Below are 13,483 nucleotides of genomic sequence, written 5' to 3' on the forward strand. Positions count from 1 at the left end.
TGCGCGCGCGCTACGGCTCGGGCCCGGCGGTGGCGCTGACCGAGCAGTGGATGAAGGCGATCCAGCGCTCTGCCTATCTCGCCTCGACCGAGCTTGCCGCCGAGAAAGGGCCCTTCCCGCTGTTCGACGCCGGCGCCTATCTCGCGGGTGAAACCGTGCGCGAGCTGGACCAGGATGTGCAGGAGGCGATCGCCCGGCATGGCATCCGCAACTCGCTCCTGACCTCGATCGCGCCGACCGGCACGATCTCGCTCTTCGCCAACAATGTGTCCTCGGGGCTGGAGCCGGTCTTCAGCTTCAAATACACCCGCAATGTGCTGATGCCGGACGGCTCGCGCTCGCAGGAAGAGGTGACGGACTACGCCTACCGGCTGTTCCGCCGGCTCAAGGGCGATCATGCGTCGTTGCCCGATTATTTCGTCGACGCCCAGACGCTGACGCCCGGCGACCATGTGGTCATGCAGGCCGCGGTGCAGAAATATGTCGACAGCTCGATCTCGAAGACGATCAACGTGCCGGTTGATCTCTCCTTCGAGGCCTTCAAGGATGTCTATGCCCAGGCCTACGAGCTGGGCTGCAAGGGCTGCACCACCTACCGGCCCAACGACATCACCGGCGCCGTGCTCGAGACCAGGCCCGCCGAGAACAAGGCGCAGGCCGAGCTGCCGCTGACCGTCCCGCAGCCCCGGCCCAAGGATCCGTTCGAGGCCGGCGGCGTCGTCTATATGACGCGCCCGCTCGACCGGCCCGAAGCCCTGCCCGGCCAGACCTACAAGCTGCGCTGGCCCGAGAGCGATCACGCGCTCTATATCACCATCAACGACGTGATCCAGGACGGCAGGCGCCGGCCCTTCGAGGTCTTCATCAACTCGAAGAACATGGAGCATTACGCCTGGACCGTCGCCCTCACGCGCATGATCAGCGCGGTGTTCCGGCGCGGCGGCGACGTCTCCTTCGTGGTCGAGGAGCTCAAGGCCGTGTTCGATCCGCGCGGCGGCAGCTGGATGGACGGCAAATATGTGCCCTCGCTCCTGGCGGCGCTGGGCGACGTCATCGAGCGCCATATGATCGAGATCGGCTTCATCGCCGGCCACCAGACGCCGGGCCTGACGCTCGAGAGCCAGCGCAAGGTGGTCAATCTGCCGGCCGGCAACACACAGGGTGCCTCGGATCCCGAGCGCCACAGCCTCTTGCCGCGCTGCCCCAAATGCAGCCAGCCCTCGCTGATCCGCCAGGAAGGCTGCGACCTCTGCACCTCCTGCGGCTATTCGAAGTGTAGCTGAGGCGAAAGGGGCGCCGGATCATGGGGCGCCCCTGCCCGCATTGCGGCCAACGCATCAGCCGGACCGTCGACGAGTGCCCCTATTGCGGCACCAAGGTCCAGAGCCAGCGCCCCTGGTATGTCTGGCTCCTGGGCGGGCTGATGGTACTGATCCTGTTCCTGTGGCTCGGCGATCTCTCCAGCCTCGCCCATTTCGCCGAGACGCTCTTCACCTTTGCGCGCGGCGTCGGCAACCAGGCGCCCTAGGCGACGCCGGTCAGCGCTTCGCCTTCTTCTGCGGCGCATCGGGTTCGGCATCCAGCAGCAGGCGATGCAGCGGGCCGTCGGCGATGCCGAGCTGGTCCAGATGGCGCACGGTGTTGCGCAGATAATCGAGATTGCTGCCGGCGTTGCCATGGCCTTCGCGGATGATGCGGATGAGCGTCGCGGGCTCGAGCTTGCCGGCATATTGCGAATGATGCGGATCGGCGAGGAAGGTGGCGGCGCGCGTCTTCTCGCCCGAGGCGAGCTCGACCGTGACATAGCGCGGCTCATAGACGCCGGTCACCATCTCGCGCTCATGGAGATAGTTCGCGACCTCGGCTTTGTCCTTCGGCGCCACCAGGAAGGCGCGGCCGCGGCAGGCGCCGCCGCGATCCAGCCCCAGCACCAGTCCCGGCTTCTCCACCGTGCCGCGGTAATGCACCGACCAGACGCAGAAGGCGCGGTGCCAGCCGCGCAACAAGGCGGCTTCCGCTTTCACATAAGGAAATTCCGGCTTCCACATCAGCGAGCCATAGCCGAACACCCAGAAGTCTCCCTCGGGCGGTGCCGTCAGGCGGCGGCTTTCGATCAGCGGGGCTTCGCTCATGATCGGCCCCAGCGCCAGCGCACGGAACGGCGCATGACGAGCGCCACGCCGCAGGCTGTGAGCGCCATGCCGAAGAGAGCGACCGGCCCCAGACGTTCGCCGAAGATGATCCAGCCCAGAAGTGCCGCCACCGGCGGCGTCAGGTAGAACAGGCTGGTCACGCGCGACGCGGCCCCTTTGCGGATCAGCAGATAGAAGATCGAGACAGCCCCCAGCGACAGCACCAGCACCAGCCAGGCCATGGCGAAGATCAGCTCGCCGGTCCATTCGATCGGGCCCCAGCCCAGTGCCAGGGCCAGCGGCAACAGCACCAGGCTCGCGGCGCTATATTGGATCACGGCCCCGGTCCGGAGATCGACATGGCTGCAGAACCGTTTCTGATAGAGCGTCGCTGCTGTGACGCTCAACAGCCCGCCGAAGGCGAGGACCACGCCCCAGCTCTGCGCGTGGTCGAAATGGAGCTTGTCGAGCAGCACCAGCGCGACGCCGGCGAGTCCGATCGCGAGGCCGAGCCATTGCAGCTTCGTCACCCGCTCGCCGAGAAAGGGACCGACCACGGCCGCGGTCAGCAGGGGCTGCAGCCCGACGATGAGGGCGCTGATGCCCGAGGGCACGCCCGCGGCGATGGCGCAATAGACGCCGCCGAGATAGGCCGAATGCATCAGCAGTCCCACCACCGCCACATGGCCGCGCAGGCGCCAGCCTCGCGGCCAGGGTGCGCGGGTGACGAGGCTGATCGGCAGCACCACCGCGACCACGATCGCGAAGCGCAGGAACAGCAGCGTGAGGGGCGGGGCATAAGGCAGGCCCAGCCGCGCGCCGGCGAAGCCCGAGGCCCACATGACAACGAAGACAGCCGGCACCGCTGCCTGCAGCAGCCGCGCGATCGGAGAGGCCGCGGAATCGGCGGCAGGAGCGCTCATGACCGGCAGGGAAAGATGGAAGGGGAGATCAAGGGACTGAAAAATCTTGGGGTCCGCGTCCATCATAGCGACCGCGCCTGCGCCGGCAAGCGCGCTTGGCCGCCCCCAATCTGCTACATCTCCTGCCCATGACCCGGAAATCCTGGATCGCCGCCCTCATCGCCGTTCTCGTTCTGGCCGGACTCGCCGGCGGCTGGGCGCTCTGGTGGCATGAAGCCGCCGGTCGTTTCGCGACCTCGATCGATCTCTGGATCGCGGCCCGCCGCGCCGAGGGCTACAAGATCGAGGCGCAGCGCGATCCCATCGGCGGCTTTCCTTTCCGCTTGAGGACCCGGATCGCGGCGCCGACTGCGGCGGCGGGCGACGGCTCCTGGAGCTGGTCCGGTCCCGATCTCGCGATCGATGCGCCCGCCTGGTCGCCCTTGGACATCGCCTTCGCCATGCCGGGCGCGCATCAGGTCCAGGCGCGGGGTCACCACTATGAGGTTGAAGCCAAGACGGCCGAGGGCCTGCTGTCGCTTGCGACGGATGGACGGCTCGATCGCTTCAGGCTGACCGCCGGCGGCATCAGCGCGCAGGAGCCGGACAAACCGGCCGCGACGATCGAGAGCCTCTACGCAACCGTGAGCCAGCCTGCACCGGATCCGGCCGCCGCGATCGCCGCCAGCCTCGCTTTCGATCTCGGCGCCGAGAACGTCACGATGCCGCCCGATCCGCGCCTGGCGCTGGGGCCCAAGCTCGATCATCTCGCAACCTCGGGACGGCTCGAGGGACCGCTGCCGCGTGGATTCGATGCGGCCTCGCTCGCCGCCTGGCGCGATGCCGGCGGCGCCGTCGATCTCGATCTCGTGGGCCTCGCCTGGGGGCCGCTCCGGCTCACCGGCAGTGGCACCTTTGCGCTCGACGATCAGCTGCGTCCCCTGGCGGCGGCCAACACCTCGGTTCAGGGCACGATCGAAACCTTGCAGGCGCTGGCTGATGCCGGGCTGATGAAGCCCAACGACGCCCAGCTCGCGGCGCTGGGCCTGGCACTGCTTTCCGATGGCCAAGGCCGCGTGAAGCTGCCCTTGACCGCCCAGGATGGCGAGCTCCGCAGCGGGCCTCTCAAGCTCGCCAAGCTGGCGCCGGTGGTCCGCTAGGCCTCGACAGCGCCTTCTCCTCGCTGCTCACAAGATTCATGACGCCGTCGCGAACGGCGACTAGAATTTTGTCCTAGGAGCGCGGGGATTCCGCGCTTCCTCACGGGGCGGCCCAGGCCCGTGGATCGGTCATGGAAGGGGAACGACATGAATCCACGCACCTGGAACAGCACCTTGCCGCGCCTGGACGCCGCCCTCAGGGCCATCAGCGGCCCCACCGGCGTCGATTGGGGCGACGTCAAGGTCGCCCATCTCGACACCGGCTACACCGAGCACCCGGCCTTCGGCGACTGGAGCAAGGGCAAGGTGCCGCTGCTGGTGAATGAGGGCGTGAATTATCTCGAGCCCAGCAAGCCGCCGATGGATCCGCTGAAAGGGACCGGGCTCATCCGCACGCCGGGCCATGGCACGCGCACCTCGAGCGTGCTTTGCGCGCCGGCGCAGACCATCACGGTCGACGGCGTGAAATCGTCTTTCTCGGGCATGGCGCCCGGCGTTCCGGTCGTGCCCTACCGCGTGGTCGAGGATGTCGTGCTCGAGCCGCAGATGTTCAATCGCAGCATCTGGGTCAATCTCGCGGCGGCCGTGAGCCACGCGGTCGAGATCCGTCATTGCAACCTGATCAGCATCTCGCTGGGCGGGCCGGTGTTTCCGGGACCGGAGCTGGGGGCCGCGATCGATCGCGCCTATGAGGCGGGGGTGATGGTGATCGCCGCCGCCGGCCAATACACCGACAGCGTGACCTACCCCGGCAAATATGATCGCGCGATCGGCGTGGGCGGACTCAAATCGTCGGAGTCCGCGATCCGCATCTACAACCACTACAATGCCGGCCGCGACCGGGTCGATGTCTGGGGGCCGGCCGATCCGATCTTCCGCGCCGACAGCACGCTCACCAACAGCAAGGGCAAGACTGTCAAGAATCCGATCTATGGCTGGGGCTATGGCGACGGCACTTCCTACGCCACGGTCCATGTGGTGGCCGCCGCCGCGATCTGGCGCAAGAAGCAGGCGAAGGCGCTGCAGAATTACGACGGCTGGCAGCAGATCGAGGCCTTCCGCGTGGCGCTGACGCAGGCCTATGGCACGCTGCCGCACGAGAACAGCCCCGTCCCCCGCGATCGCGCCGCCGACTACACCACCGGCACGCTCGACGCCTACCGCCTGATCTACGCGACGCTGCCCAAGCCCGAGCAGCTCACGAAGAACGAACGGCTGGCGGAGAAGGAGCAGAATTAGACGGGGAGAACGGAAGGGCGCTGTTCTGATCCCCTCCCCCGCAAGGGGGAGGGAACAGTATTGAGTGCGTCAACTCACCCGGAAATTCTGGAACTGCCAGGGATCGGTCAAGTCGAGCTGGGGCTCCTTGTAGAGTCGGTCGCGGCCCCGGAGCGGGTTCCAGTCGCTATGGACGCCGACCACCGGCCCCAGATAGGGACGGCAGATGTCGAGCACATAGTCGTGGTCGATATCCTCGGGCTCCAGCAGGCCGAGCGTCGGATTTTCAATCATGTACATGCAGCCGGCGAGGACCGGGGCGGCCACCTGGATCGAGGTGGCGTTGAACTCAGGTCCCATCAGCTGGCGCGCTTCGTCGATCCCGAGCTGCGAGCCATACCAGTAGGCGCCGTAATCGCCCATCAGCAGCACGCCCAGCTCGTCGATGCCCTGGGTGATCTCGGGACCGAGGATGCGGTGCTTGTCCTGGATGTGGAACCCGTTCATCTGCAGCTCGCGCACCGACAGCACCGCGTCGTTGCAGCAGTGATAGGAGTAGTGACAGGTCGGGCGGAAGACCGGCTTGCCGTTGTCCCACACCGTGTAATAGTCCGAGGTGCTGATGGATTCGCCATGGGTGATGAGGAAGCCGATCAGCGGGCCGCCGATCGGCGTCCAGGAGCGCACCTGCGTCACGCAACCGGGCTGGCCCAGATAGATCGCGCATTTCGGGCCGATCGGATGCTCATGGCCGTCCGCCGGCAGGCCCTTCTCATGCGTGCCCCAGCCCAGCTCCGCGGGCTGCAGGCCTTCGCCGACGAAGCCCGGCACGCTCCAGGTGTTCACGAACTCGCCCGGCTTCTTCGGGTCGTTCGAGATCTGGGTGTCATGCTCGGCGACATGCACGACCTTGGTGCCGGTCTTCATCATCAACTGCGCCCATTCCGCCTTGGAGGTCGGCTTGGCGACCGAGAGGCCGAGCTTCTTGGCAAGGTCGAGCAGCGCCTGCTTGAGGAAATGCGAGACCAGGCCCGGATTGGCGCCATGGGTCAGCAGCGCCGAGGACGAGCCCTTCGGCCACTTCTTCGCATTCTCGAGGGCGGTGTAGCGCAGGAAATAGTTCGAGCGCTCATGCGCCGGGAGCGACACATTATCGTAATATCCGGCCCAGGGCTCGATGCAGGTGTCGATATAGAGGACGCCATGCGCGTGGCACCAGTTCATCAGCTCGATCGAGCTGACCTCGACCGACAGATTGATGAGCAGATCGCCCTTGCCCAGATATTTGGAAAGGATCGCGTCCAGATTGCCATGCACGATCGGTGTCGTCTCGTAGTTGAGACCGCGCGCGATATAGGGTGCCAGCGCCTTGCTGCGGTCGTCGGCCTCGACGATCGCCATGCGGCTCAGGGGCATGTCGAAATGCCGGTCGATCAAAGGCAGGGTGCAGCGGCCCACGGAGCCGTAGCCCAGCATCAGGATGCGGCCCTTGAATGGAAATTTTTTCGTCATCTGGTCACCTCCGCTCGGTGTCGATCATACCGTCCGGAAGGAGCGCTCTGCTCGCATCGCCGGCCGGAAAGCTTCGACGGCTCCCTCTCGGGCCTCAGTGCCCGCGTCGCTCGCGAGGCACCGATCGATCCAAAAAGGACGCTTTCGGCCGTTGCCGAGCCCGCCAGGGAGCCCGTTGCACGTGCGTGCGGCGTCTTCGCTCGGGGATATCCAGTAAATTTGCCGGCCGCGCAAGAAAAAAATCTGCGGGCGCACAGGACGGAATGCCTCACCCGGTTGGCGGGCGACGCCTCCCTCGGCGACGAAGTGGCGGATTCAGGCCTGCTTGGCGTCGATGATCCCGCGCCGGATCGCGCGCGTGCGGGTGAAGAGCGCCTCGAGCTTGTCGCCTTCGCCCCAACGAATCGCACGCTGCAGCGCCGTCAGATCCTCGGCGAAGCGGCCCAGCATCTCCAGCACCGCGTCGCGATTGTTGAGGAACACGTCGCGCCACATCACCGGGTCGGACGCCGCGATGCGGGTGAAGTCGCGGAAGCCCGAGGCCGAGAATTTGATGACTTCGCTCTGGGTCGCGTCCTCGAGATCGGCGACCGTGCCGACGATGGTGTAGGCGATCAGATGCGGCAGATGCGAGGTGATGGCCAGCGTCTTGTCGTGATGGCCGGCCTCCATGACCTCGACCTGGCTGCCACAGGCCTGCCAGAACCGGACCATCTTGTCGGTGGCGGCGGCATCGGTGCCGGGCGGCGGCGTCAGGATGCACCAGCGCCCGTCGAACAGGGTGGCGAAACCCGATTCCGGGCCGGAATGCTCGGTGCCGGCGATCGGGTGGCCGGGCACGAAATGAACGCCGTCCGGGACATTGGGCCCGAGATCGCGGATCACCGCCTGCTTGACCGAGCCGACATCGCTGAGGATCGCCCCCGGCTCGAGGCTGTCGCGGATGGCGGCACCGATCTCGGCATAGGTGCCGACCGGCGAGCAGATGATGACGAGATCGGCATCCTTCACCGCGGAAGCCGGGTCCGCGTGGATCGAATCCACCAGCCCCAGCTCGACGGCCTTGGCGCGGGTGCGTTCCGAGCGGGCGTGGCCCGAGATATGCCGGGCGAGGCCGCCGCGGCGGATCGCATGCGACAGCGAGGAGCCGATCAGGCCGAGCCCGATCAGCGCCACGCGCTCGAACAACGGGCTTTTGGGGGGGCTTTTCTGGGGGCTTGTCTGGGCGCTCATCGCGAGCCTCCGGTTTCCGGCTCCCGGCCGGTGAATTCGCGCAACGCCGCCACGGTCGCCTCCATCTCCTCGGCCGTGCCGATGGTGAATCGCAGATAATCGGGGAGGCCGTAGCCCGCCATGCGGCGCGGAATGATGCCGCGGCCGTTGAGGAAGGCCAGCGCCTTCTCGGCCCCGCCGGTCGCCTCGGGAAATTGAACCAGGATGAAATTGCAGAGGCTCGGATGGGGGATCAGCCCCAGCGCCTCGACTTGGCGGCTGAACCAGGGCAGCCAGCGGTCGTTATGCGCGCGCGCCTTCTCGGTATGGGCGCGATCTTCAAGCGCTGCCACGGCCGCGGCCTGGGCCGCGGCTCCCGTATTGAAGGGCCCGCGCACCCGATTGAGCACATCGGCCACCGCCGGCGGGCAGTAGGCCCAGCCCATGCGCAAGGCGGCCAGGCCGTAGATCTTCGAGAAGGTGCGGAGCATCACGACATTGTCGTGGCTCTCGACCAGGCTTGCGCCGGCATCGTAATCGGGCCGCGTCACATATTCCGCATAGGCCGCGTCCAGCGCCAGCAGCACGTCGGGCGCCAGCCGGTCGCGCAGGCGCTTGACCTCGGCGCTCGGCAGATAGCTGCCGGTCGGGTTGTTCGGGTTGGCCAGGAACAGGATGCGGGTGCGCGGCGTCACGCGCGCCAGCAGCGCGTCGACATCGGCCGTGAGGTTGCGCTCGGGCGCCGTCACCGGCGTGGCGCCGACGCTCTGCGCCGCGATCGGATACATGAGGAAGCCGTGGCGGCTATAGAGCACCTCGTCGCCGGGCCCGGCATAGGCGCGCACCAGCAGGCCGATCAGCTCGTCGGAGCCGGCGCCGCAGACGATGCGCGAAGGCTCGAGCGCGTGATGACGCGCGATCGCCTCGCGCAGCGAGACGGCGCCGCCATCGGGATAGCGGTGGAGGTCGCCCGCGAGCGCCCTATAGGCCTCGATCGCGCGCGGGCTGGGCCCCAGCGGCGATTCGTTCGAGGCGAGCTTGATGATGCGGTTCTGGCCCGGCAGGTTCGATTCGCCGCCGACATAGGGCGCGATCGACATGATGCCGGGGCGCGGCGTGATCGCCATGGTCAACGGCCTCCCTTGGGCCTGGCCGCGATCCCGAGCTCGGCATCGCTCAAGGGCTCGGCATAGCAGCCCAGCGTCCAGACCTGCTGCAAGGCCGGCCCCAGCCGGCGTGCGAGGCGCGCCAGGCGGTTGTCGTCAGGGCTGAGGAAGCCCGGAACCTCGATCAGATGCAGATAGCCGCCGGTCTCGGCCGGGCCGACGCCGAAGACGCGGAAGCTGGGCTCGAGCGCCTCGGCCTTGAAGGCGGCGGCAAGCGCACTGCGCGACAGCTCGGCCGCCGTCTCGACGGCGACCAGGCTGCGATCGAGGCCCGAGGCCTCGGGCACGATCGGCCCCACCACCAGCGCCTCGACCGGCGCGCCGCGCTCCGAGCCGCGGGCCCCGAAGGGCAGCCGCACCACGATCCGCGGCGCCTTGGCGTCGCGGCTGAGGAGGAGACGCCACCAATGGTCGCTGTCGGTCGATTGCGGCATCGGCAGCACCGCGACCGAGGCCTCGCCGTCGAACACGGCGCCCAGCGCCTGACGCGCGGATTCGCGCGGAATGAGATGGGTCATGCTGCCGAAATAATCGCGCGCCAGATCCCAGTAGCCGGCTTCCGAGGCCGAGGGCATGCAGACCGCCACCGAGAAGCTGCCTTCGAGCCGGAGCGAGGCCGACATCAGCTCGCACCACATGCGCACCAGGGTCGCCTTCGACAGCGGTCCGCGATGGCGCTCCACCAGCTTGCGCAGGATGATCGCCTCGCGCGCGGGACGCATATGAACCACGCGCGCGCCGCCGCTGACGCGGTTCTTGAGGGCGCCGACTTGCGTCACCACTTCAGCCCGGCGCACGATCAGTTCTTGCAGCGTGACATCGATCTCGTCGATCTGACGACGCAGATCGTCGAGGGTGGGTTGGGCGTCGGCCATGCGTTGGGATCCAGCTCTTGGAAAGGCGGGTTAGTGATAGTCGGCCAGCGTCTTAAAATCAAAGAAAACGTTGACAGTGCGAGGGGCGCACCCCTAGCTAATCCGCTGGTTTTCCTGCCCTCTTCGACCCTTCCCCTGAGAGCTCCCCGAACCCGATGGCCGGCCTGACGCGCAATTCACCCGAGGTCCGTGCTCGCCTTCCCGGCGAGCGCGTGGTGTTCGGCCAGAGCCAGCCGATGCCGCTCGATTGCGGCGTGGCCCTGGGGCCGTTCACGGTGGCCTACCGGACCTATGGCCAGCTCAACAAGGACAAGTCGAACGCGATCCTGGTCTGCCACGCCCTGACCGGGGACCAGTTCATGGCCGACACCCACCCCATCACCGGCAAATCCGGCTGGTGGAGCAACATGGTGGGGCCGGGCCTGCCGCTCGACACCGATCGCTATTTCGTCTTTTGCGCCAATGTCCTGGGCGGCTGCATGGGGACCACGGGGCCGAGCGACCCCGATCCCGTCACCGGCAAGCCCTATGGGCTGCATTTCCCGGTCGTCACCATCGCCGACATGGTGCGCGCGCAGAAGCTGCTGATCGACCATCTCGGCATCGAGAAGCTGTTCTGCGTCACCGGCGGTTCGATGGGTGGCATGCAAGTTTTGCAATGGGCCGCGACCTATCCGGAGCGGGTCTTCGCGGCGGTGCCGATCGCCTGCGCCGCGCGCCATTCGGCCCAGAACATCGCCTTCCACGAGGTCGGGCGCCAGGCGATCATGGCCGATCCCGAATGGTGCGCCGGCGACTATCTGACGCAAGGCCGCAATCCCGCGCGCGGGCTCTCGGTCGCGCGCATGGCGGCGCATATCACCTATCTCTCGGAGGCGGCGCTCCATCGCAAGTTCGGGCGCAGCCTGCAGGACCGCTCGAAGCTGACCTACGGCTTCGAGGCCGACTTCCAGGTCGAGAGCTATCTGCGCCATCAGGGGTCCACCTTCGTCGACCGCTTCGACGCGAACGCCTATCTCTACATCACGCGCGCGATGGATTATTTCGATCTCGCGGCCGAGCATGGCGGCATCCTCGCCAACGCCTTTCGCGGCACGCCGGTGCGCTTCTGCGCTGTCTCCTTCACCGGCGACTGGCTGTTCCCGACGCGCGAGAGCCGCGTGATCGTCAACGCGCTGAACGCGGTCGCGGCCAATGTCAGCTTCGTCGAGATCGAGAGCGACGCGGGCCATGACGCCTTCCTGCTCGACGTGCCGGAGTTCTATCGCATGCTCAGCGGCTTCCTCGGCGGCTGCGCGGAACATCGCGGCCTCAATCGCGGCTGAGCGGGGAGAGATCCGGGTGGCGTCAGAGGCTTCGATCAACCAGGCCGGCATCCGCGTCGACCTGCAGCTCATCGCGGACATGATCCAGCCCGCGACGCGCGTGCTCGATATCGGCTGCGGCGACGGTGCGCTGCTCGATTATCTGGTGCATTTCAAGCAGGTCGACGGGCGCGGCATGGAGCTGAGCCAGGCCGGCGTGAATGCCTGCGTGGCGCAGGGGCTCTCGGTGATCCAGGGCGACGCCGACATCGACCTCGCCAACTATCCGAGCGACGCGTTCGACTATGCGGTGCTGAGCCAGACCCTGCAGGCGACGCATAATCCGCTGGCCGTGCTGCGCCAGCTCACCCGCATCGGCCGGCGCGCCATCGTCTCCTTCCCCAATTTCGGCCATTGGCGCGTGCGCTGGCATCTGGGCGCCATGGGCCGCATGCCGGTGACGCCGACCTTGCCGTCGAGCTGGTACGACACGCCCAACATCCATCTCTGCACGATCCGGGATTTCTTCGGGCTCTGCCGCTCGAGCGACATCGCGATCGAACGCGCGATCGCGATCGATGCCAAGGGCAATGCACGCCCGATCCGCTCGCTGCAGCTCGCCAATCTGCTGGGCGAGCAGGGGTTGTTTCTGTTGAAGGGTCAGAGCTAGGCAGGCTGTCCTGCCGGGGACACCGCGAGAAATCAATTCTCGCCGGGATCCTTGGACAGGCTGCCGCGGCGCGTCTCGCGGCCCGCGATCTGCGGGAAGGCGATGACGGCGGCCTGCCGGCGGCGCGGCGGCGCCTTGACCGAGGCCACGCCATAGAGCTGCTTGCCAGCCTCGATCATCACCACGCCAGCGAAGCGCGAGAACCAGCGCCCGCCGATGCGCTCCCAGGCGGGCGCCGTCTTGAGCATCCAGCTGGTGCGGATCGGCGGGAGGAACAGCGCCTCGCCGTTCTGCGTCGGCATGAACATGTTGTCGCGCATCAGGCGCGAGAGCTGCGAGGGCGAGAAGGTCTGGCCCTGGCCGAAGGGCGTGCGGTCGCTGCGCGCCCAGATGCCGCGCCGGTTGGGCACGACCGCGAGCAGGCGCCCGTCGTCGGCCATCACCCGCCAGACCTCGCGCAACAGGTCGCGCAGATGCTCGGCGCATTCGAGCCCATGGACCAGCAGCACGCGGTCGATGGAACGGTCGGGGATCGGCAGGTCGGTCTCGTCCACGAGGGCCGCGAGGCCGCGCTCGCCCGGCGGCCAATGGAGGATGCCCTGGCCCGCCGGCATCAAGGCCAGCACCCGCTCGGCCTCGGGCCGGAACTGGCGCAAGTAAGGCGTGGCATAGCCCAGCCCCAGCACCGACTGCCCGCCCACATCCGGCCAGATCTGCCGCAACCGCCGCCGCAACAGATGGCGCGCCATCTGCCCCAGGGGCGAAGCGTAGAAATCGCGCAGATCGACAGCGTCGTTCCACATGGACCGAGTTTATACCATGGAAGTTGCCTGACTATAAATTGGTGATGAGGCGAGGTTTTACAGGTCCCTGAGCCTCCTTAAAGGGCCCTCCGCCGCCTAATTGTCATCCTGTGGCCACTCGCCCTCAGGCCTTCGCGCCCTCCGCCGCCGCCACGAGCTTGCGGATAGCAGGTCTTGGGCGCCCGCAGCGGCGCTGCTAGAGTTGGCACCTCCTGCATCAACGCCGCACCCCCATGACCCCGCTCGAGATCGCGCTCGTTCCGCTGCTGAAGGACAATTACGGCTATCTGCTGCATGAGCCGAAGAGCGGGCTGACGGCGGTGCTGGATCCGTCGGAAGCCGAGCCGGTGTTGGAGGCCGTCGCCGCGCGCGGCTGGCGGTTGAGCCATATCCTCAATACCCATCACCATGGCGATCATTGCGGCGGCAATGTCGAGCTCAAGGCGGCGACGGGCGCCCGCGTGGTGGGGCCGGCCTATGACCGCGCGCGCATTCCCGCGATCGACGAAGCCGTGGACGAGGCCTCGGG

The 13,483-nt window shown here is 67.3% G+C and carries 13 protein-coding genes and 1 pseudogene; 7 read left to right on the top strand and 7 right to left on the bottom strand.

Features of this window, described 5'->3' with window-relative positions; translation table 11 throughout:
* Both ACREE8_RS17615 and ACREE8_RS17620 read left to right on the top strand, forming a co-directional pair.
* Positions 1-1,283, top strand: a pseudogene (locus ACREE8_RS17615) (adenosylcobalamin-dependent ribonucleoside-diphosphate reductase); the annotation flags it as partial.
* 20 nt (positions 1,284-1,303) lie between these two features.
* On the top strand, positions 1,304-1,528 hold the full coding sequence (locus ACREE8_RS17620) for a zinc-ribbon domain-containing protein (protein ID WP_431574313.1): 225 nt from the start codon (positions 1,304-1,306) through the stop codon (positions 1,526-1,528).
* Between the two features lie 10 nt (positions 1,529-1,538).
* Here ACREE8_RS17620 and ACREE8_RS17625 read toward each other — a convergent pair whose 3' ends face one another.
* Both ACREE8_RS17625 and ACREE8_RS17630 read right to left on the bottom strand, forming a co-directional pair.
* Complete coding sequence (locus tag ACREE8_RS17625) at positions 1,539-2,132, bottom strand: gamma-glutamylcyclotransferase (protein ID WP_431574314.1); 594 nt, start codon at positions 2,130-2,132, stop codon at positions 1,539-1,541.
* Positions 2,129-3,055 (bottom strand): DMT family transporter, encoded by a 927-nt coding sequence (locus ACREE8_RS17630; protein ID WP_431574315.1) that lies wholly within the window; start codon positions 3,053-3,055, stop codon positions 2,129-2,131. The genes ACREE8_RS17625 and ACREE8_RS17630 overlap by 4 nt, the downstream gene beginning before the upstream one ends.
* Positions 3,056-3,150: 95 nt before the next feature.
* Here ACREE8_RS17630 and ACREE8_RS17635 point away from each other — a divergent pair, with 95 nt between their 5' ends.
* Positions 3,151-4,194 carry a DUF2125 domain-containing protein gene (locus tag ACREE8_RS17635; RefSeq protein WP_431574316.1) on the top strand — a complete coding sequence of 348 codons (1,044 nt, stop codon included), beginning with the start codon at positions 3,151-3,153 and terminating at the stop codon, positions 4,192-4,194.
* 147 nt (positions 4,195-4,341) lie between these two features.
* Positions 4,342-5,433, top strand: a complete 1,092-nt coding sequence (locus ACREE8_RS17640) for a S8/S53 family peptidase (RefSeq protein WP_431574317.1) — start codon at positions 4,342-4,344, stop codon at positions 5,431-5,433.
* 69 nt (positions 5,434-5,502) lie between these two features.
* Here the strand turns inward: ACREE8_RS17640 and ACREE8_RS17645 are convergent, their stop codons facing one another.
* The 4 genes from ACREE8_RS17645 to ACREE8_RS17660 all read right to left on the bottom strand — a co-directional run bounded on the left by ACREE8_RS17645 (position 5,503) and on the right by ACREE8_RS17660 (position 10,177).
* Positions 5,503-6,924, bottom strand: coding sequence for a homospermidine synthase (locus ACREE8_RS17645; RefSeq protein WP_431574318.1), 1,422 nt, complete (start codon positions 6,922-6,924; stop codon positions 5,503-5,505).
* Between the two features lie 315 nt (positions 6,925-7,239).
* The gene (locus tag ACREE8_RS17650; RefSeq protein ID WP_431574319.1) at positions 7,240-8,157 is read right to left on the bottom strand and encodes a prephenate/arogenate dehydrogenase family protein; all 918 of its coding nucleotides are present in this window, start codon (positions 8,155-8,157) and stop codon (positions 7,240-7,242) included.
* Positions 8,154-9,263: a histidinol-phosphate transaminase gene (gene hisC, locus ACREE8_RS17655; protein ID WP_431574320.1), complete on the bottom strand. Its 1,110-nt coding sequence runs from the start codon at positions 9,261-9,263 to the stop codon at positions 8,154-8,156. The genes ACREE8_RS17650 and hisC overlap by 4 nt, the downstream gene beginning before the upstream one ends.
* A gap of 2 nt (positions 9,264-9,265) precedes the next feature.
* Entirely contained in the window at positions 9,266-10,177 is a 912-nt protein-coding gene (locus tag ACREE8_RS17660; RefSeq protein ID WP_431574321.1) for a chorismate mutase, read from the bottom strand.
* 155 nt (positions 10,178-10,332) lie between these two features.
* On the opposite strand from ACREE8_RS17660, the gene metX reads away from it, so the two are divergent.
* Positions 10,333-11,502 (top strand): homoserine O-acetyltransferase MetX, encoded by a 1,170-nt coding sequence (gene metX / locus ACREE8_RS17665; protein ID WP_431574322.1) that lies wholly within the window; start codon positions 10,333-10,335, stop codon positions 11,500-11,502.
* 16 nt (positions 11,503-11,518) lie between these two features.
* On the top strand, positions 11,519-12,151 hold the full coding sequence (gene metW / locus ACREE8_RS17670; RefSeq protein ID WP_431574323.1) for a methionine biosynthesis protein MetW: 633 nt from the start codon (positions 11,519-11,521) through the stop codon (positions 12,149-12,151).
* Positions 12,152-12,183: 32 nt separating this feature from the next.
* Here metW and ACREE8_RS17675 read toward each other — a convergent pair whose 3' ends face one another.
* Entirely contained in the window at positions 12,184-12,954 is a 771-nt protein-coding gene (locus ACREE8_RS17675) for a class I SAM-dependent methyltransferase (RefSeq protein ID WP_431574324.1), read from the bottom strand.
* Positions 12,955-13,187: 233 nt separating this feature from the next.
* Here ACREE8_RS17675 and ACREE8_RS17680 point away from each other — a divergent pair.
* The coding region (locus ACREE8_RS17680) for an MBL fold metallo-hydrolase (RefSeq protein WP_431574325.1) at positions 13,188-13,483 on the top strand (296 nt) is incomplete at its 3' end.

The sequence above is a fragment of the Hypericibacter sp. genome, assembly GCF_050729195.1.
In the GTDB taxonomy this organism is placed as follows: Bacteria; Pseudomonadota; Alphaproteobacteria; order Dongiales; family Dongiaceae; genus Hypericibacter.